The following is an 18,925-nucleotide window of genomic DNA, read 5'->3' on the forward strand; positions in this document are numbered from 1 at the left end:
GGCGATTTTCCCGCCCAGGATTCACACTGAAATCCAACGATGCACAGTCGAACGTCCTACAGCGCCCGCAGCGTACCGGTGAGGTACGGGTAGCCCTTGGCGATATTGCGCAGATTCAGATCCCAGCCGTCATTGACCTGGTCGACGTAGAGCCCAGCCTTGGCGGGTAGTACCAGTGGCTTGCCGAACCGCACCGAATACTTCACCGCGTCGGGCAGACGGCCTTCGAGGTTGACCAATACCGCTGCCGCGCTGAACATCCCATGCGCAATGACGGTCGGGAATCCGAACAATTTGGCGCCGATGGGATTGGTGTGGATCGGGTTGTGGTCGCCGCCGATGGCGGCGTAGCGGCGAATCTGCCCGGCGCTGATCGGCAGGACCGCGTTCGGGGGAGGCAGCTTGGGCTGCTTCTGGGGCGGCGGCTTGGGTTCGTCGGAGAGGCTGGTGCGCTGCTGATGCAGGAAGGTCGTCACTTGGTGCCACGCGGTGTCGTTGCCGACACTGACATCGGTCACCAGATCTACCAGCAGGCCCTTACGGTGTTCGCGGATGTTCTCCGCGTGGACCGCGATGCCCACGGTATCGGTCACCTTGATCGGCCGGTACTGCGTGATGTGGTTTTCGATATGAACCGAACCCATTGCGGGAAAAGGAAAGTCGAAGGCGGTCACCAGCGACATCATGGTCGGAAAGGTCAGCGCGAACGGGTAGGTCAGCGGCAGGTTGTCGCCGTAGCGCAGCCCGGTGACCCCAGCGTAAGCGGCGACGTTCGCGCGGTCGATGGGCACGTCCGGCACCGTCACCGTCCGGTTGGACAGATGGTCGCTGCGCGGTACGAACGGCAACGCCCCGGCTGCGGCGCGGACTAGGTTCTTCAGACCACTGGGCTGGGTCACCGGCTACGCCCCTAACATTGCTTGGCCGCAGACGCGAATCACGTTGCCCGTCACGGCGTTCGACGCGGGGCTGGCGAAGTAGGCGATGGTCTCGGCCACATCGACCGGCTGGCCGCCCTGGTACAGCGAGTTCAGCCGCCGGCCCACCTCACGGGTGGCCAGCGGGATTGCGGCCGTCATCTGGGTTTCGATGAATCCCGGCGCGACGGCGTTGATCGTGATGCCCTTCTCGGCCAGTTCCGGCGCCAGCGCCTGCGTCAGCCCAATCATGCCCGCCTTGGTGGCGGCGTAATTGGTCTGCCCGCGGTTGCCGGCGATACCGGCCATCGACGACAGGCCAATCACCCGGCCACCTTCGCCGATGCTGCCGTTACCCACCAATCCTTCGACAAGACGTTTTGGCGCAAGCAGATTGACAGCGAGGACGGCGTTCCACCGGTCATCGTCCATGTTGGCCAGCAGCTTGTCGCGAGTGATGCCGGCGTTGTTGACCAGCACGTCGGCGTGTCCGTTGTAGTGGTCACGCAGGTGCTCGGTGATCTTGTCGACGGCGTCGTCGGCCGTGACGTCGAGGGTGAGCGCAGTGCCGCCGACCTTGGTGGCAGTTTCGCCGAGTGCCTCGTGGGCGGCTTCGACGTCGATGGCCACCACCCGGGCGCCGTCACGGGCGAACACCTCGGCGATGGTCGCGCCAATACCCCGTGCGGCGCCGGTCACGATGGCGACCTTGCCGTCCAGCGGCCGGTCCCAGTCGGCCGGCGGGGTGGAATCCTCGGCGCCGACATAAAACACCTGGCCGTCGACATAGGCGGATTTGCCCGACAGGATGAAGCGCATTGTCGACTCCAGCCCGGTGGCCGCGGGTTTGGCGTCGGGAGCCAGGTAGACCAGCGCAACGGTGGCTCCCCGGCGCAACTCCTTGGCCAGTGAGCGGGTGAAGCCCTCCAGCGCGCGCTGCGCAATCCGCTCGTCGGTGCTGCCGGCTGCCTCGGGGGTAGTGCCCACCACGACGACGCGGCCGGAAGGGCCGATGTTGCGTAGCAGTGGGGTGAAGAATTCATGCAGCGCCGTCAGGCCGGCCGGAGTGGTGATTGCGGTGGCGTCGAAGACCAATCCGCCGAACGAGTCGACCCATCGACCGCCGAGGTTGGCCCCGACCACGTCGTAGTCCTTGTCCAGTGCTGCACGTAGCGGTTCGACCACTCGGCCTTCGCCACCGATCAACAGCGACCCGGCCAGTGGCGGATCGCTGGCGCGGTAGCGGCGCAGCGGCTCGGGCTGGGGGACTCCGAGCTGTTTGGCCAGGAACGACCCGGGGCCGGAGTTGACGACCTGAGAGAATAGATCCGTGGGGGCCACTGAAGTTGCCTTCCATATCGAGCGTGCCATCTATCGACAACCGTAACGAGACTGAACTTACTCCAGAGTAAGAACCGTGGGTACTATGACCTTAACCGCGGATAACCCCTACTGACGGAGACAAACGTGGCCCCTGCCAATTCCTCTGCAAGTTCCAAGACCAACGACCAGGCCTCGAAGGAGAGTCTGCGATCCAGGCGGCGCGTGGCGGTGCTGGGCGGCAACCGTATCCCCTTCGGGCGTTCCGACCGCGCGTACGCCGAGGCCTCCAACCAGGACATGTTCACCGCAGCCCTGGGCGGCCTGGTCGACCGGTTCGGCCTGTCCGGTGAGCGGCTGGGCGCGGTGATCGGCGGGGCCGTGCTCAAGCACAGCCGCGACTTCAACCTGATGCGCGAGTGTGTCCTGGGATCGGCACTGTCTTCCAACACACCGGCCTTCGACATGCAGCAAGCCTGTGGCACCGGGCTGCAGGCGGCGATCGCCGCGGCCGACGGCATCGCCGCGGGCCGCTACCAGGTTGCCGCCGCCGGCGGGGTGGACACCACGTCCGATGCGCCGATCGGCCTGGGCGACAACCTGCGCCGCACATTGCTCGGGCTGCGCCGGTCGAAGTCCAATGTCGAGCGGCTGAAGCTGGTGGGCAAACTCCCGGCCAGCCTCGGGGTGGAGATCCCGGTGAACAGCGAACCGCGCACCGGACTGTCGATGGGCGAACACCAGGCCATCACCGCCAAGCAGCTGGGCATCAAGCGCGTCGACCAGGACGAGTTGGCCGTTGCCAGCCATCGCAACATGGCGGCCGCCTACGACCGGGGCTTCTTCGACGACCTGGTCACGCCATTTCTGGGGCTCTACCGTGACGACAACCTGCGGTCGGATGCCTCGGTGGAGAAGCTGGCCAAGCTCAAGCCGGTGTTCGGCGTCAAAGCCGGCGACGCCACGATGACGGCGGGCAATTCGACGCCGCTGACCGACGGCGCCTCGGTCGCGCTGCTGTCCAGTGAAGAATGGGCCTCCGAACATTCGCTGCCTGTCTTGGCCTACTTCGTCGACGCCGAGACCGCCGCCGTGGACTATGTCAACGGTGCCGACGGCCTGCTGATGGCGCCGACGTATGCGATACCGCGGCTGCTGGCCCGCAACGGGTTGAGCCTGCAGGACTTCGACTTCTACGAGATCCACGAGGCCTTCGCGTCGGTGGTGCTCGCTCATCTGCAGGCCTTGGAGTCCGAGGAGTACTGCAAGGAACGGCTTGGCCTGGATGCCGCACTGGGACCGATCGACCGGTCCAAGCTCAATGTCAATGGCTCGTCGCTGGCCGCCGGTCATCCCTTCGCCGCCACCGGCGGACGGATCCTCGCCCAGACCGCCAAGCAGCTGGCGGAAAAGAAGGCCGAGCAGAAGGGGAGTGGCGGCAAGCCGCTGCGCGCCCTGATATCGATCTGCGCGGCCGGCGGCCAAGGCGTCGCTGCCATCCTGGAGGCTTGATCGGACGGGGCGGAGAATTTCCGTCCCGGATTGTTTTGTAACACTGGGCCGCGGGTATGCGACGTGCCGGATAGCTCCGCGTTGTCGTCCGACCCCCCGACCCGATGGCGATGCGGAGCTTCCCTGAATTAATTGGCACGCCGCTGGGATGAGGGGATTTAGCGGCGGTCATTTCAGTTCTGGGAGGGCCCGCAATTCGCGTGGCCCGCAATCGCAAAGTCCCCCGTTTCGCAGCGGCGAAACGGGGGACTGTTGCGTCTTAAAGCCTGAACATCAGAAGGCGGCTTCGTCAAGCTCCATGATGTCATTGTCGATCGTCTCGACCACCTGGCGGGTGCTGGTCAGCAGCGGCAGGAAGTTCTTCGCAAAGAACGACGCCACCGCGATCTTGCCCTCGTAGAAGGCCCGATCGCTGTCGCTGGCCCCGGCGTCGAGCGCCTCGACGGCCACCGCAGCCTGACGCAGCAACAACCAGCCGATCACCAGGTCGCCGACGCTCATCAGGAAGCGCACCGAACCCAGGCCCACCCGGTAGATGCTGGAGATGTCCTCCTGCGCGGCCATCAGGTATCCGGTCAGCGCGGCCGCCATGGCCTGCACGTCGGTCAACGCGGTGGCCAGCAGCGCGCGCTCGGCCTTCAGCCGGCCGTTGCCGGACTCGTTCTTGACGAATTGCTCGATCTGCCCCGACACGTGGGCCAGCGCCACACCCTTGTCCCGCACGATCTTGCGGAAGAAGAAGTCCTGCGCCTGGATGGCGGTGGTGCCTTCGTAGAGCGAATCGATCTTGGCGTCGCGGATGTATTGCTCGATCGGGTAGTCCTGCAGGAAACCGGACCCACCGAGGGTCTGCAGGCTCTCGGTGAGCTTGGCGTACGCCTGCTCGGAGCCCACGCCCTTGACCACCGGCAGCATCAGGTCGTTGACCTTGACTGCGAGATCGGCGTCCACATCGTGCACCGCCTTCGCCACCCCGGCGTCCTGGTAGGTCGCGGTGTAGAGGTACAGCGCGCGCAGACCCTCGGCGTAGGCCTTCTGGGTCATCAGGGACCGACGCACGTCGGGGTGGTGAGTGATCGTCACCCGCGGTGCGGTCTTGTCGGTCATCTGCGCCAGATCGGCGCCCTGCACCCGCTCCTTGGCGTAGCCGAGCGCGTTCAGGTAACCAGTGGACAGCGTTGCAATGGCCTTGGTGCCGACCATCATCCGCGCCTGCTCGATGACGTCGAACATTTGCGCGATGCCGTTGTGCACCTCGCCGACCAGCCAGCCCTTGGCCGGCACGTCGTGCTGACCGAAGGACAGCTCACAGGTCGCCGAGACCTTCAGGCCCATCTTGTGCTCGACGTTGGTCACGAATACGCCGTTGCGCTCGCCCGGTTCACCCGTCTCAGGGTCGAAGTGGAACTTCGGCACGAAGAAAAGCGACAGGCCCTTGGTGCCGGGGCCGGCGTCCTCGGGGCGGGCCAGCACCAGGTGGAAGATGTTCTCGAACAGGTCACCGGAGTCGGCGGAGGTGATGAACCGCTTGACACCGTCGATGTGCCAGGAGCCGTCGTCCTGCTGCACGGCCTTGGTGCGGGCAGCGCCCACATCCGAGCCGGCGTCCGGCTCGGTCAGCACCATGGTCGAGCCCCAGCCGCGCTCGGCGGCCAGCACGGCCCACTTCTTCTGCTCCTCGGTACCCAGGTGGTAGAGGATGTTGGCGAAACCGGCGCCGCCTGCGTACATCCACACCGCCGGGTTGGCGCCCAGAAGGTGCTCGTGCAGCGCCCACATCATCGCCTTGGGCATCGGCATACCGCCCAGCGCCTCGTCGAGTCCAACCCTGTCCCAACCGGCCTCGGTAACCGCGCGCACCGACTTCTTGAACGACTCGGGCAGGGTCACGGAATGCGTTTCCGGGTCGAAGGTCGGCGGATTACGGTCCCCCTCGACGAACGAGTCAGCGATCGGCCCCGCGGCCAACCGGCTGATCTCGTCCAGCATCTCGCGGGCGGTGTCGACGTCCAGGTCGCTGAAGTCGCCTTCACCGAACGCCTTGTCCACGCCTAAGACCTCGAAAAGGTTGAATACCTGGTCGCGGACATTGCTCTTGTAGTGGCTCACGTGCTCCTCCTCGATGAGAATGCCACTCGTGGTTGGGTACTAGGGCTAAGTTACCCACCAGTAACAGCGCCAAACTTAACGGTTCGGTAACTGCAACGCAAGCGACTGTGAGCTAAATTTCATAACCTAAGCAACCAACTGGTTGGGCCACCTGTTCTCAGCGCTGTGACCTGCGGAGACGGTAGATACGTGCGTTGTGTGGCAAGCATCACCGAGTGTCGGCTGGTCGATCTCCGCGAGCATCCGCACGCCCCTGCGAAGCCCGCTCTCTGGCGGGCACACAGCCGCACGGATAGTTAGGCACCGCCGAGGTCACCCGGCCCGCCGAGTAGGGTCAGAGTTGCGAAAATCCGTCGATCCGAATGAAGCCCGGTGAACTCACCCGACAAGCTGACGCCGTCGTCTCTGCGTGAGGCATTCGGTTGTTTCCCGTCCGGCGTCATCGCCATTGCCGCTGAAGTCGGCGGTGTCCGGGAGGGGCTGGCTGCCAGCACGTTTGTCCCGGTTTCGCTGGATCCGCCGTTGGTCTCGTTCTGCGTGCAGAACACGTCGGCGACCTGGCCGAAACTCAAAGATGTGCCGTCGCTGGGCATCAGCGTGCTGGGAGAGGCTCACGATGAGGCAGTTCGCACCCTGGCCGCCAAGACCGGAGATAGGTTCGCCGGCCTGGAAACGGTCTCCAACGGCAGCGGAGCCGTCTTCATCAAGGGCACCAGCATGTGGTTGGAAAGCGCCGTCGAACAACTGGTCGCGGCGGGGGACCACACCATCGTCGTGCTGCGCGTGATCGACGTCCAGGTGGATCCCGAAGTGGCCCCTATCGTGTTTCACCGCAGCGTTTTCCGTCGCCTCAACGTCTGAGCGACTCTGCGGCTTATGGACGTTCGCCGAGCTCGTCGCGGTACTCCTGGATACGTTGCTCGATCTCGGCGGCCTCGTCGTGCCTGCCCTCCTTGTGGGCGATATCGGCACGCGCGGACAACTCACGGATCGCGGTTCGAATGTCCTTGGGGCTGGCAGGTTCTCGGAGTGCCATCGCTGCCGCCTTTCCGGGTCGGTCGGGCTCGGCTCTGCACGGAGTACCCGCGTCGGATGTGAGCTAAAGCTCCCGGCGATTTACCGGCGGAACAGCTTGTTGCCCAGCCAGACCACCGGGTCGTATTTACGACCGGCGACGCGCTCCTTCATCGGGATGATGGCGTTGTCGGTGATCTTGATGCCTTCGGGACAGACTTCGGTGCAGCACTTGGTAATGTTGCACAGTCCGAGGCCGGCCTCCTCTTGGGCGAGGTCGCGCCGGTCAGCGGTGTCGAGCGGATGCATTTCCAGCTCGGCGAGACGGATGAAAAAGCGCGGACCGGCGAACGCCTCCTTGTTTTCTTCGTGGTCGCGAATCACGTGGCAGACGTTTTGGCACAGGAAGCATTCGATGCACTTGCGGAATTCCTGTGAGCGCTGAACGTCGACCTGCGCCATCCGGTATTCGCCGGGCTGCAGATCCTTGGGTGGAGTGAACGACGGGATTTCACGCGCTTTTTCGTAGTTGAACGACACGTCGGTGACCAGGTCGCGGATCACCGGGAACGTCCGCAGTGGTGTCACCGTGACGACCTCGTCCTCGGCGAAGGTCGACATCCGGGTCATGCACATCAGCCGGGGCCGGCCGTTGATCTCCGCCGAACACGATCCGCACTTGCCGGCCTTGCAGTTCCACCGCACCGCGAGGTCGGGCGTCTGGGTCTGCTGCAGTCGGTGGATGACGTCGAGGACCACCTCACCCTCATTGACCTCGACGGTGAAGTCTTCCAGGCCGCCGCCGTCGGTGTCGCCGCGCCACACCCGCATGGTGCCGTTGTACGTCATCTAGCTTCTCCGTCCTGGATGGTCGGCCAGCTCTTCGTCGGTGTAGTACTTCTCCAGCTCGGAGATTTCGAAGAGCTCCAGCAAGTCGCCCCGCATCGGGACCTGCTCCTCGCGGCTGACACTGATGTGCGGAACGTTGACCTCGCCGGGCCCACTATCGGCCCGGCACACCAACAACGTATTGCGCCAATCGGCTTCCATGGCCGGATGGTCGTCGCGGGTATGGCCGCCGCGGCTCTCGGTGCGCTCCAACGCCGCCCGGGCCACGCATTCGCTGACCATCAGCATGTTGCGCAGGTCGATGGCGAGGTTCCACCCTGGGTTGTACTGGCGATTTCCTTCGACCTGCATTTTGGTGAACCGGGCCCGAAGCTCCTCCAACCGCGACAGCGCCTCGGAGATCTCGTCGGCCTTGCGGATGATCCCGACCAACTCGTTCATCGCGTCCTGCAAGTCGATCTGCAGTTTGTACGGATTCTCCGCTGCCGAACCGTCTTCGGGCCCGTCGAACGGCGCCAGGGCCAGCTTCGCCGCGGCGTCGACGGCCTCCTGGGAAACCGCCGGACGGCTGTGTAGGGCCCGCACGTAGTCCGCGGCGCCGAGGCCGGCGCGCCGGCCGAACACCAACAGATCCGACAGCGAGTTGCCGCCCAGCCGGTTCGAGCCGTGCATTCCGCCGGAGCACTCGCCGGCGGCGAATAGCCCCGGTACCGTCGCCGCACCGGTGTCCGGGTCGACCTCGATACCGCCCATCACGTAGTGACAGGTCGGCCCGACTTCCATCGGCTCCTTGGTGATATCGACGCCGGCCAGCTCCATGAACTGGTGATACATCGACGGCAGCCGCTGCTTGATCTCCGCAGGCGTCAGCCGCGACGCGATATCCAAGTAGACCCCGCCATGCGGGGTGCCGCGGCCGGCCTTGACCTCCGAGTTGATCGCGCGAGCCACTTCGTCGCGGGGCAGCAGGTCGGGGGTGCGACGGGCCGAGTCGTTGTCTTTCAGCCACTGGTCGGCTTCTTGCGCGGTCTCGGCGTACTGCCCTTTGAACACCGGCGGGATGTAGTCGAACATGAAACGAGAGTTCTCCGAGTTTTTCAACACACCGCCGTCCCCGCGGACACCCTCGGTGACCAGGATCCCCTTCACGCTGGGCGGCCACACCATGCCCGTCGGGTGGAACTGGACGAACTCCATGTTGATCAGCGTCGCCCCGGCCCGCAGCGCCAGCGCATGGCCGTCGCCGGTGTACTCCCACGAGTTGGAGGTCACCTTGAACGACTTGCCGATGCCGCCGGTAGCCATCACCACCGCGGGGGCCTCGAACAGCACGAACCGGCCGCTCTCCCGCCAGTACCCGAACGCGCCGGCGATCGCGTCGCCGTCCTTGAGCAGCTCGGTGATCGTGCACTCGGCGAACACCTTGATTCGCGCTTCGTAGTCGCCGGATTCGGCGTAATCCTCCTGCTGCAGCGAGACGATCTTCTGCTGCATGGTGCGGATCAACTCGAGGCCGGTGCGGTCACCGACGTGCGCCAGCCGCGCGTAGGTGTGCCCACCGAAGTTGCGCTGGCTGATCTTGCCGTCTTTGGTGCGGTCGAACAATGCGCCGTAGGTCTCCAATTCCCAGACCCGGTCGGGCGCCTCTTTGGCGTGTAGTTCAGCCATTCGCCAGTTGTTCAGGAACTTCCCGCCGCGCATGGTGTCGCGGTAGTGGACCTGCCAGTTGTCTTTCGGATTGGCGTTGCCCATCGACGCTGCGCAGCCACCTTCGGCCATCACCGTGTGGGCCTTGCCGAACAGGGATTTAGATACCACCGCAACTTTCAAGCCGCGCTCGCGTGCCTCGATGACCGCGCGCAGCCCCGCGCCGCCGGCACCGATTACGACGACGTCGTACGCGTGCCGTTCGACCTCAACCATGAAACCTCACTCAACTCTTGCTGATTGTCCTGACTGAATCTGCTTGTCAGTTGCCGATGAATCTCAGGTCGGTAATGGTGCCGCTGGCCACCAGCATGACGTAGAAGTCGGTGAGCGCCAGGCTGGCCAGCGTGATCCACGCGAACTGCATGTGCCTGGTGTTCAGCTTTGTGACCTGGGTCCAGATCCAGTACCGCACCGGGTGCTTGGAGAAGTGCTTGAGCCGTCCGCCGGTGACGTGCCGGCAGGAGTGGCAGCCGCCGGTGTAGGCCCACAGCAAGATCACGTTGACCACCAAAATGATGTTGCCCAAACCGAATCCGAACCCGGACGGGGAATGGAACGCGACGATGGCGTCGTAGGTGTTGAGCAGCGCCAGCAGCGACGCGGCGTAGAAGAAGTAACGGTGGCTGTTCTGAAAGATCAGCGGCAGACGCGTCTCACCGGTGTACCCGGCGCGCGGCTCGGGCACAGCGCATCCTGCCGGCGACAACCACACCGAGCGGTAGTAGGCCTTGCGGTAGTAGTAGCAGGTGATGCGGAATGCGAGCAGGAACGGTAATACCAGCATTCCCAGCGGAATCCAGCGGGGGAATTCCGGCAGCCAGACGCCCAGATGGCTGGAGTGCGGGACACATGACTTACTGATGCACGGCGAGTAGAACGGCGTCAGGTAGTGGTATTTGTCCACCCAGTAGGCGCTACCCCAGAACGCCCGGATGGTCGCGTAGATGATGAACGCGGCCAAACCGATGTCGGTCATCAGTGGCGGGAACCACCACTTGTCGGTGCGCAGGTTGGACTGCGTCACCTTGGCGCGGGTGGCTGAGAAGACGCCGGTGGCAGGACGGTTCGCCGTGGGTGCGCTCATCTGTTGTGATCCTCTTCGCGTGGGGCTCGTTGGAGAGTACTAAGTCACACAGCTGCACCCGGACCGCGGGGTGGTCAGGACCGACTATGGCCGCCGACACCCTCGTCGTCCACGTCACGCCAGAACTCGGCGTCGTATTGGGTGTCGGGGATGGAGATCTTCTCGCCCGGATGCGGCAGCGGACCGGCCAGCTCCAGCTCGCCGGCGTCGATGTCGAGCAACTCGACATCGTTGAGGATTCGCTCGGCGTCGTTGACAATGCGCCGCATCGCCGGGGTATCGGCGTATCGCGACCTCAACGACGTCACACACCGGCGCAGGCCACCGATCAGGTCGTGCAATTCGGCGAGTTCAGTAGTGGTCGACAACGGATCTCCCTGGGCCGAGGTGTCATGGATCACAGTACGTGACTCGATACTATCCACCGCACACCGCCGGCGTGAGGCAGGTCACGCCCTCCACGAGAGGCTCAGCAAAGATGCCAGCAGACAGCGCACCGGTCGATCGGGCGAACGCGTTACTGGCGCTGCACCAGCCCGGCAACCCAGTGATTCTGCCGACGGTGTGGGATGCCTGGTCGGCGCGGCTGGCCACCGAAGCAGGGTTCGCTGCGCTGACCGTCGGCAGCCATCCCGTCGCCGATTCGGTCGGCAAACCAGACAACGAAGGCATGTCGTTCGACGACCTGCTCGGCCGGGTTGCGCAGATCACCGCTGCGGTGGACGTCCCGGTTTCGGTGGATATCGAGTCGGGTTACGGGCTGTCGCCGTCGCGGCTCATCGACGGGCTGCTCGATGCGGGCGGGGTGGGCCTGAACATCGAGGACTCCGTACATAGCGAGGGCAAGCGGCTGCGGCCAGCCGGTGAACACGCCGAGCTGGTTGGGGCACTGCGCGCGGCTGCCGATGCGGCCGGAGTGCATATCGTGATCAACGCCCGCACCGATCTGTTTCTGCGTCAAGACGGTGACGAATCGGATCGCGTCGAGCGAGCGGTGGCGCGGCTGAAAGAGGCCGCGGCGGCCGGTGCCGATGTGCTCTACCCCGTCGGCCGCCATGATCCGGAGACGCTGCGGCGCTTGACTGCTGAGCTGCCGCTTCCGGTCAACGCGATCGCACTGCCCGACCAGGACGATCCGGCATCGTTCGGTCCGCTGGGCGTGGGGCGGATCAGCTTCGGGCCGTTCTTCCAGGCCGCGCTGGGGACCCGGGCCAAGGAGATCCTGGCCCGCTGGAGTTAGCGCGTCAGCAGACGCAAAAGGCCCCCGACACGCCGGGCGCGCGGGGGCTTTTGCGTCTGCTCGGGTTACTTGCTGATCGCGATGCGCTGCGTGCCGGTTCCCGCGTAGGCACCGGCGACCCGGACGGTCAGTACGCCGGCGTCGTAGGAGGCCGAAATCGCGTCGCTGGTGATGTGGGCGGGCAGTTGGAACGACCGGCGAAACGATCCGTAGCGAACCTCGCGCAGCGTGCGGCCGTCCTTCTCCTCGGCGTGCTCGTCACGGCGCTCGCCATGAATGACCAGCCGGCCTTCGTCCAGTTCGACGTTGACGTCCTTCTCGACGTCCACACCGGCCAACTCCAGGCGGACCACCGCGTCGTCGCCCTCTTTGACGACCTCCGCGGCGGGGCTGAAGCCGCCGTCGCTGAATACCGGCTTGAACCAGTCGGAAGCCGCTGCGGGACCGAAGAATTCACGTAGCCAGCGGTCGGTGTTCCAGGCCGGGCGCGACCACAGTGTGACGTTGCTCATTGTTGTCTCCTCGTCGTGATGCGGCCGACACCGTATCGGCCTGCTATCCGGTAAACATGAGTCACCCACGCTTAAGTTCCACCTCGGTGTTCGCTCTTGGTGAACCGAACCAGCCTCAGTTTCGTGTCCCTTCATTGTGAGATCACCGTCACCCAGAAGGGACGCCGCGCGAAACATCCCGGAAATATGCCGTTCCTAACCTCGTGAGCATGGCCTCCGGCGGAAACCCCTGTGCGACCCGCGATGTCGTCGTGGTCGGACATGGGATGGTCGGCCACCGATTCGTTGAGGCGTTGGGCGCCCGCGACGCGAACGGGTCCTGGCGAATCACCGTGCTGGCCGAGGAGCCCGATGCTGCCTACGACCGGGTGGGGCTGACTGCCTACACAGAGCAATGGGACCGGGACCTCCTGGCGCTCCCGGGTAACGACTACGCCGGTGACGAGCGGGTCCGGCTGCTGCTGAACACTCGGGTCACCGAGATCGACCGGGCCGCCAAATCGGTGCTGACCGCGGATGGCCAGCGGTATGGCTACGACACGCTGGTGTTGGCGACCGGCTCCTATCCGTTCGTCCCGCCGGTTCCGGGTCATGATCTGCCCGGGTGCCATGTTTATCGCACGCTCGACGACCTCGACGGCATCCGCGCCGATGTCCAGCGCACGCTGGACGCGGGCAACGTCAGCACCGGTGTGGTGATCGGCGGTGGGCTGCTGGGGCTCGAAGCCGCCAATGCTCTGCGTCAGTTCGGCCTGCAGACGCACGTCGTCGAGATGGCGCCGCGGTTGATGGCACAGCAGATCGACGAGGCCGGTGGAGCGCTGCTGGCAAGGATGATCACCGAGCTGGGCTTGGCGGTGCACGTCGAGGTGTCCACGGATTCGATTGAAGCCGTAGAGCATTCGCAGGGCTCGCCGTCGGTTCGAGTGCACCTGTCGGACGGCGGCGCCATCGACGCCGGATTGGTGATCTTCGCCGCGGGTATCCGACCGCGCGACGAGCTGGCCGCCGCGGCGGGTCTGGTGATCGCGGACCGGGGCGGCGTGCTCACCGACTTGTCTTGTCGGACAAACGACCCCGACGTCTACGCGGTAGGCGAGGTGGCCGCCATCGAGGGCCGCTGTTACGGCTTGGTCGGCCCCGGTTACGCCAGCGCCGAAGTCGTCGCCGACCGGCTGCTGGACGGCGCGGCCGAGTTCCCCGAGGCCGACATGTCGACCAAGCTGAAACTGCTTGGCGTCGACGTTGCCAGCTTCGGCGACGCGATGGGCGCCACCGAGAACTGCCTTCAGGTCGTGGTCAACGACGCGGTCAAGCAGACCTACGCCAAGGTGGTGCTTTCCGACGACGCCAAAACGCTGTTGGGCGGCATCCTGGTCGGTGACGCCTCGTCGTATGGTGTGCTGAGGCCGATGGTCGGTTCCGAGCTGCCCGGTGATCCGCTGGCGCTGATTTCACCGCAAACCGGTGATGGGGCAGCGGTGTTGGGGGTTGGCGCCCTGCCCGGCTCGGCCCAGATCTGCTCGTGCAACAACGTCAGCAAGGCCCAGCTGACCGACGCGATCGCCGCCGGCTGCTCCGACGTAGCGGGGCTGAAATCATGCACGGGCGCCGGCACCTCGTGCGGCTCCTGCGTGCCGCTGCTCAAGCAGCTGTTGGAAGCCGAGGGTGTCGAGCAGTCCAAGGCGTTGTGCGAGCACTTCAGCCAGTCACGTGCCGAGCTGTTCGAGATCGTCAGCGCTACCTCGATCCGCACTTTCTCGGCGCTGTTGGACCGCTTCGGTACCGGAAAAGGTTGCGACATCTGCAAACCCGTCGTCGCATCGATCCTGGCGTCAACCGGTTCTGAGCACATCCTCGACGGTGAGCAGGCGTCCCTGCAGGACTCCAACGACCATTTCCTGGCCAACATCCAGCGCAACGGCAGCTACTCGGTGGTGCCGCGGGTTCCCGGCGGCGACATCAAACCCGAACACCTCATTCTCATCGGCCAGATCGCCCAGGACTTCGGTCTGTACACCAAGATCACCGGCGGTCAGCGCATCGACATGTTCGGCGCCCGGGTCGACCAGCTGCCGGCGATCTGGAAGCGGCTGGTCGACGCAGGAATGGAATCGGGGCACGCCTACGGCAAGGCGGTGCGCACGGTGAAAAGCTGCGTCGGAAGCGACTGGTGCCGCTACGGCCAACAAGATTCGGTCCAGTTGGCCATCGACTTGGAGATGCGCTACCGCGGACTGCGGGCACCGCACAAGATCAAGTTGGGTGTGTCGGGCTGCGCGCGGGAGTGCGCCGAGGCGCGCGGCAAGGACGTCGGCGTGATCGCGACCGAAAAGGGCTGGAACCTCTACGTCGGCGGCAACGGCGGTATGACACCCAAGCATGCCCAGCTGTTGGCCAGCGACCTCGACGAAAAGACCCTGGTCCGCTACATCGACCGGTTCCTGATGTTCTACATCCGCACCGCCGACCGGTTACAGCGCACGGCGCCGTGGATCGAGTCGATCGAGGGCGGATTGGATCACGTGCGCAGCGTGGTGTGCGACGACTCGCTGGGCCTGGCCGACGAGTTGGAGGCCGCGATGGAGCGGCACGTGGCCACCTACCAGTGTGAGTGGAAGGGGGTGCTGGAGGATCCCGACAAGCTGTCCCGATTTGTGTCCTTCGTCAACGCTCCCGGCGCCGTCGACGCCACCGTGACATTCACCGAGCACGCCGGCCGCAAGGTACCGGTACCGGTCAGCAACGACAGCTCAGTTTCCATCGGTATGCCCTCGATGCCGCGGGCATGAAACACCAAGGCACCAAGGAGTTCTCATGACATTACTGGACGACATCACCGCCCTGTCGAACTTCGATGACCAGACCTGGACCGCGGCCTGCGCCTACGACTACCTCATTCCCGGCCGCGGTGTCGGTGTACTGCTCGACGATGGATCGCAAGTGGCGCTGTTCCGGCTCGACGACGGCTCACTGCATGCCATCGGCAACATCGACCCGTTCTCGGGAGCTGCGGTGCTGTCTCGCGGTATCGCCGGGGATCGGGGCGGGAAGTCGGTTGTACAATCACCGATTGCCAAGCAGGCCTTCGTTTTTGACGACGGCCGCTGCCTCGACGATCCCGCCGTCGCAGTGCCGGTCTACCCGACCCGAGTGATGGACGGTGTCGTGCAGGTGGGCCGCGGCAAATCTGCCGGTCAAGCAGCCAGGCACATCGCGGCCGCCTGAAATCGGCCGGCGATCAGCCGCACCAGCGCCGGGTGGGTGCCCAGCGGCTGGGTGACCAGATCAGCGCCGCTGCGTCGCAACCGTCCCTGAAAAAGGCCGTCGGCCAACAGATGGGACGCCACCACAACTCGACGCGAGGACCCGTCGCGCGCCTTGGCCACGGCGTCGGCGATGCTGCGCTCGGTGGTCGCCAACGCCGGTTCCACGGGTGAGTCGATCAGCGCCGACACCATCGCCGCGGTGGCAGCCAGGTCGTTATGGGCCGCGGGATCCGATGTGCCGGCCGCCGCCAGGATCACCGAATCGCCTGAACGCCAACCGGTGCGATCCAATTGGTGGGCAACGATCGCTGCCACATCAGGGCTCGGCCCCAGGGCCGGGGTGACGATGACGTCGGGGTGTCCGCTGGCCGCAACATGCGCGGGCAGATCGGTGCGAACGTGGTATCCGCGAGACAAGAACGCCGGCACCACGATCGCGGGCTCGGCGGCCACTGCGGCGACGGACAGCAATTCGCTCGGCGCGGGCCCCAGCACGTCGACGAAACCGACCTGAACGGTTTGGCCCACTACCGCGCTTACCTGCTCGGCAAGGCCGCTGACGATGGCGATCCCGGCCGATCTGCGGGTGCCGTGCGCCACCAGGATCAGGCTCATGCCACTCCCGACTGTTCGTCGATGGCCAACCGGTAACCACGTTTGACGACCGTTGCCACGATGCTCTTGTCGCCCAGCGCGGTTCGCAAACGAAGGACTGCCGTATCGACGGCATGGGTGTCGGAGCCGTTGCCCGGCAGGGCCCGCAACAGCGCGGCGCGGGCGACGACGTCTCCCGGACGTTGAGCCAACACCCGCAAGGTGGCCATTCCCGCCGGGGAGAGCGATTTGATGGTCCCGTCGACCACCACACAGGAGCCGCGGATCTCGATCAGATGACCGGCGGCGCGCACGATGCGGGATCGTCGCGACGGCAACTCGTCGGCGATATGGCGGGCCAGCGCCGCCAGTCGCATTCGTTTCGGTGCCGAGGTCGGAATACCGGCCGCCAGCAGCGGTTGGGCCGTCACCGGGCCGACGCACATCGCATGCACGTCGGCGCCCAACGCGGCGAGCAACTGGTCGCCGATACCCAGCTGGCGAGCCCGCAGTAGTGTCGCCGCAGCGGCCGGCGCCGAGGTGAAGCTGACGGCGTCAACCTGGCGTTGGGCAATCAGGGTCACCAGCTGGTCGAACCCCCCGGCCGGCGCCGGCAGCCACCGGTACACCCGCACCGGCACCACCTCGGCGCCCGCGCCGCGCAGCTCAGCAACGAACTCCGGGAACGGATCCCAGTGGTCGCTGGCCCCGTGCAGCTGCAACGCGACCCGCTGTCCGTGTACACCGCCGCCGAGCAGGTACTGCAGCACCTCGCGCGACGACTCAGATCCAGGGCTCCACTCCTCATACAGGCCGGCTGCGCGCAGCGCGCCGGTCGCTTTCGGTCCGCGCGACACTATCCGGGCGTCTCGCAGCACTGCGGTCAACTTGGTCGCCAGCCGCCAACCGTCGGCGGCGGCCAGCCAGCCGCGCAGGCCGATGCCGGTGGTGGCGACCAGGATGTCGGGCGGACGGGCGATCAGAGCCTCGGTGTGACGGCGCAGTTCGTCGTCGTCGAATAGTCCAACTTTGGTGATGGCCGGGGCGCTGTAGACCGTGGCGCCGGAGCGGCGCAGCAGCGCACACAGCTCGTCGGCACGGTGCGCGGACGTCACCGCGACCCGGTAGCCGACCAGCGGCGGCGAGTCTGGCTGGTCCATATGAAGTGTGTATGCCTGATAGATTGCCGCCGCATTACCTGGCAATTTCCGCCGAGTTGCCCCGTCGTCACACCGGTGGAACCATCGGTCACACGCGGGCGGGCGTCGGCTCGCTTTCTGCTTCGGGCGCTGCTGTGGCCGAAACAGGAGGACGCACGTACATGGCCCAGGTCAGCAGCGACGCGACAACGTAAAAGAGCAGGAAGATCCAGAACGCCGACGTCTCTGTGCCGGTGCTCTCGTAGGACTGCCGTAACGCCAGGTTGATCGCCACACCACCGAGTGCTCCGACGGCTCCGGCGAACCCGATCAACGCCCCCGACATCGCGCGGGACCAGTGCCGGCGCTCGGCTTCATTGACGTCCAGCGCACGGCTGCGCGCCTCGAAGATCGACGGGATCATCTTGAATACCGATCCGTTGCCTACCCCCGACAGGATGAACAGCGCAATGAACCCGATGACGTATCCGACCAGCGTCGCGCCCGGTGCAGAGCCGTGGCTGTATTCGTCGTAGCTGCTGACGCCGACCAATAGCCCGGTAGCCAGGATCATCCCACCGAATACCGCCAGCGTGATCCGACTTCCCCCGATGCGGTCGGCCAACCGGCCGCCGTAGATTCGCGAGAGGGATCCCAATAGTGGCCCTAGGAAGGCGATTTGGGCGACGTGCAGGGATGCGTGCGCAGCGGTCTGTCCGCCGGTCATGAAGTTGATGTAGAGCACCCGGCCGAATGCGAACGAGAATCCGATGAACGACCCGAACGTACCGATGTAGAGCAGTGAGATCACCCAGGTGTGTCGCACGAACAGAATCGACCGCAAATTGCCGACCTCGATGCTGTGGTCCAGATTATCCATGAACACCGCCGCCGCGATGCCGACAATCGCCAGCAGCACAAGATAAAACGCGCACACCCAGTAGGGCTGCCGGCTGCCCGCGGTGGCCAGCACCAGCAGTCCCACCAGCTGAACGACCGCCACCCCGAGGTTGCCGCCGCCGGCGTTGACCGCCAACGCCCAGCCCTTGAGTCGCTGGGGATAAAAGGCGTTGACGTTGGCCAGCGAGGCGGAATAATTGCCGCCGCCCAAACCGGTGGCCGCCGCACACAACACGTACGGCCACAGCGGCAGCCCGGGATTGGCCAGCAGCAGGATCGTGCCCACGGTGGGTACCAGCAGCACCAGCGCCGAGAACGTCGTCCAATAGCGGCCACCGAATTTCGCGATGCCCAATGTGTAGGGGATGCGTACGCACCCTCCGACCAACGTCGCGATTGCACCCAGCAGCAGCTTGTCGCTCGGCGAAAAGCCGTAGACCGATTCGGGCATGAACAGCACCATCACCGACCACAAGGACCAGATCGAAAACGCGACGTGGTCGCCGGCGACCGTGCACATCAGGTTACGTCGAGCGACGGCTTTGTTGCCGGCCTCCCAGGCGACGGTGTCCTCGGGATTCCAGTGGGAGATGCGATGCGAGCGGACCATGCAAATTGACCTTTCGGTTCTTAGTTGCGCCAACACCATTCACTGCCCGGGGTAGCCGATACCCCGACATCTACCGAGCCACAACCTATTTCGCCTGCGATATGACAACTGACTGGGCCGTGTGGCCGAGATCCTTCCGGGCGCAG

17 protein-coding genes are annotated in these 18,925 nt (G+C 65.2%); 5 read left to right on the forward strand and 12 right to left on the reverse strand.

Going from position 1 to position 18,925, the window contains the following annotated elements; all coding sequences use genetic code 11:
- Positions 1–56: 56 nt before the first annotated feature.
- Both AC5Y42_RS00005 and AC5Y42_RS00010 read right to left on the reverse strand, forming a co-directional pair.
- Positions 57–899, reverse strand: a complete 843-nt coding sequence (locus tag AC5Y42_RS00005) for a MaoC/PaaZ C-terminal domain-containing protein (protein ID WP_499894738.1) — start codon at positions 897–899, stop codon at positions 57–59.
- Positions 900–902: 3 nt separating this feature from the next.
- Complete coding sequence (locus tag AC5Y42_RS00010) at positions 903–2,288, reverse strand: 3-oxoacyl-ACP reductase (RefSeq protein ID WP_499894741.1); 1,386 nt, start codon at positions 2,286–2,288, stop codon at positions 903–905.
- A gap of 156 nt (positions 2,289–2,444) precedes the next feature.
- Between AC5Y42_RS00010 and AC5Y42_RS00015 the strand changes: the two genes are divergently transcribed.
- The gene (locus tag AC5Y42_RS00015; RefSeq protein ID WP_499895793.1) at positions 2,445–3,749 is read left to right on the forward strand and encodes an acetyl-CoA C-acetyltransferase; all 1,305 of its coding nucleotides are present in this window, start codon (positions 2,445–2,447) and stop codon (positions 3,747–3,749) included.
- A gap of 273 nt (positions 3,750–4,022) precedes the next feature.
- Here AC5Y42_RS00015 and AC5Y42_RS00020 read toward each other — a convergent pair whose 3' ends face one another.
- On the reverse strand, positions 4,023–5,858 hold the full coding sequence (locus tag AC5Y42_RS00020) for an acyl-CoA dehydrogenase (RefSeq protein ID WP_499894744.1): 1,836 nt from the start codon (positions 5,856–5,858) through the stop codon (positions 4,023–4,025).
- 372 nt (positions 5,859–6,230) lie between these two features.
- On the opposite strand from AC5Y42_RS00020, the gene AC5Y42_RS00025 reads away from it, so the two are divergent.
- Complete coding sequence (locus AC5Y42_RS00025) at positions 6,231–6,719, forward strand: flavin reductase family protein (protein ID WP_499894748.1); 489 nt, start codon at positions 6,231–6,233, stop codon at positions 6,717–6,719.
- Positions 6,720–6,732: 13 nt separating this feature from the next.
- Here the strand turns inward: AC5Y42_RS00025 and AC5Y42_RS00030 are convergent, their stop codons facing one another.
- The 5 genes from AC5Y42_RS00030 to AC5Y42_RS00050 form a co-directional block, all read right to left on the reverse strand.
- The gene (locus tag AC5Y42_RS00030; RefSeq protein WP_499894750.1) at positions 6,733–6,894 is read right to left on the reverse strand and encodes a hypothetical protein; all 162 of its coding nucleotides are present in this window, start codon (positions 6,892–6,894) and stop codon (positions 6,733–6,735) included.
- Positions 6,895–6,974: 80 nt separating this feature from the next.
- Positions 6,975–7,721, reverse strand: a complete 747-nt coding sequence (locus tag AC5Y42_RS00035) for a succinate dehydrogenase/fumarate reductase iron-sulfur subunit (protein ID WP_499894754.1) — start codon at positions 7,719–7,721, stop codon at positions 6,975–6,977.
- Positions 7,722–9,644, reverse strand: coding sequence for a fumarate reductase/succinate dehydrogenase flavoprotein subunit (locus AC5Y42_RS00040; RefSeq protein ID WP_499894757.1), 1,923 nt, complete (start codon positions 9,642–9,644; stop codon positions 7,722–7,724).
- A 46-nt stretch (positions 9,645–9,690) separates the two neighbouring features.
- Complete coding sequence (gene sdhC, locus AC5Y42_RS00045; RefSeq protein WP_499894759.1) at positions 9,691–10,515, reverse strand: succinate dehydrogenase subunit SdhC; 825 nt, start codon at positions 10,513–10,515, stop codon at positions 9,691–9,693.
- Positions 10,516–10,589: 74 nt separating this feature from the next.
- Positions 10,590–10,883, reverse strand: coding sequence for an Rv0250c family protein (locus AC5Y42_RS00050; protein ID WP_499887789.1), 294 nt, complete (start codon positions 10,881–10,883; stop codon positions 10,590–10,592).
- A 110-nt stretch (positions 10,884–10,993) separates the two neighbouring features.
- Here AC5Y42_RS00050 and AC5Y42_RS00055 point away from each other — a divergent pair, with 110 nt between their 5' ends.
- A complete protein-coding gene (locus tag AC5Y42_RS00055) occupies positions 10,994–11,755 on the forward strand; it encodes an isocitrate lyase/PEP mutase family protein (protein ID WP_499894762.1) in 762 nt (253 codons plus the stop codon).
- Positions 11,756–11,820: 65 nt separating this feature from the next.
- Here the strand turns inward: AC5Y42_RS00055 and AC5Y42_RS00060 are convergent, their stop codons facing one another.
- Positions 11,821–12,267, reverse strand: a complete 447-nt coding sequence (locus AC5Y42_RS00060) for an Hsp20/alpha crystallin family protein (RefSeq protein WP_499894766.1) — start codon at positions 12,265–12,267, stop codon at positions 11,821–11,823.
- Between the two features lie 209 nt (positions 12,268–12,476).
- On the opposite strand from AC5Y42_RS00060, the gene nirB reads away from it, so the two are divergent.
- Both nirB and nirD read left to right on the forward strand, forming a co-directional pair.
- Positions 12,477–15,059, forward strand: coding sequence for a nitrite reductase large subunit NirB (gene nirB, locus AC5Y42_RS00065; RefSeq protein WP_499894769.1), 2,583 nt, complete (start codon positions 12,477–12,479; stop codon positions 15,057–15,059).
- Positions 15,060–15,084: 25 nt separating this feature from the next.
- Positions 15,085–15,495, forward strand: coding sequence for a nitrite reductase small subunit NirD (nirD, locus tag AC5Y42_RS00070; RefSeq protein ID WP_499894773.1), 411 nt, complete (start codon positions 15,085–15,087; stop codon positions 15,493–15,495).
- Here the strand turns inward: nirD and AC5Y42_RS00075 are convergent.
- From AC5Y42_RS00075 to AC5Y42_RS00085, 3 genes are all read right to left on the reverse strand, one after another.
- A complete protein-coding gene (locus AC5Y42_RS00075) occupies positions 15,465–16,151 on the reverse strand; it encodes a sirohydrochlorin chelatase (protein WP_499894775.1) in 687 nt (228 codons plus the stop codon). The genes nirD and AC5Y42_RS00075 overlap by 31 nt on opposite strands.
- Entirely contained in the window at positions 16,148–17,290 is a 1,143-nt protein-coding gene (locus AC5Y42_RS00080; RefSeq protein ID WP_499894777.1) for a uroporphyrinogen-III synthase, read from the reverse strand. The genes AC5Y42_RS00075 and AC5Y42_RS00080 overlap by 4 nt, the downstream gene beginning before the upstream one ends.
- 88 nt (positions 17,291–17,378) lie before the next feature.
- Entirely contained in the window at positions 17,379–18,779 is a 1,401-nt protein-coding gene (locus AC5Y42_RS00085; RefSeq protein WP_499894779.1) for a nitrate/nitrite transporter, read from the reverse strand.
- Positions 18,780–18,925 lie beyond the last annotated feature (146 nt).

The sequence above is a fragment of the Mycobacterium sp. NGS48 genome, from assembly GCF_059812585.1.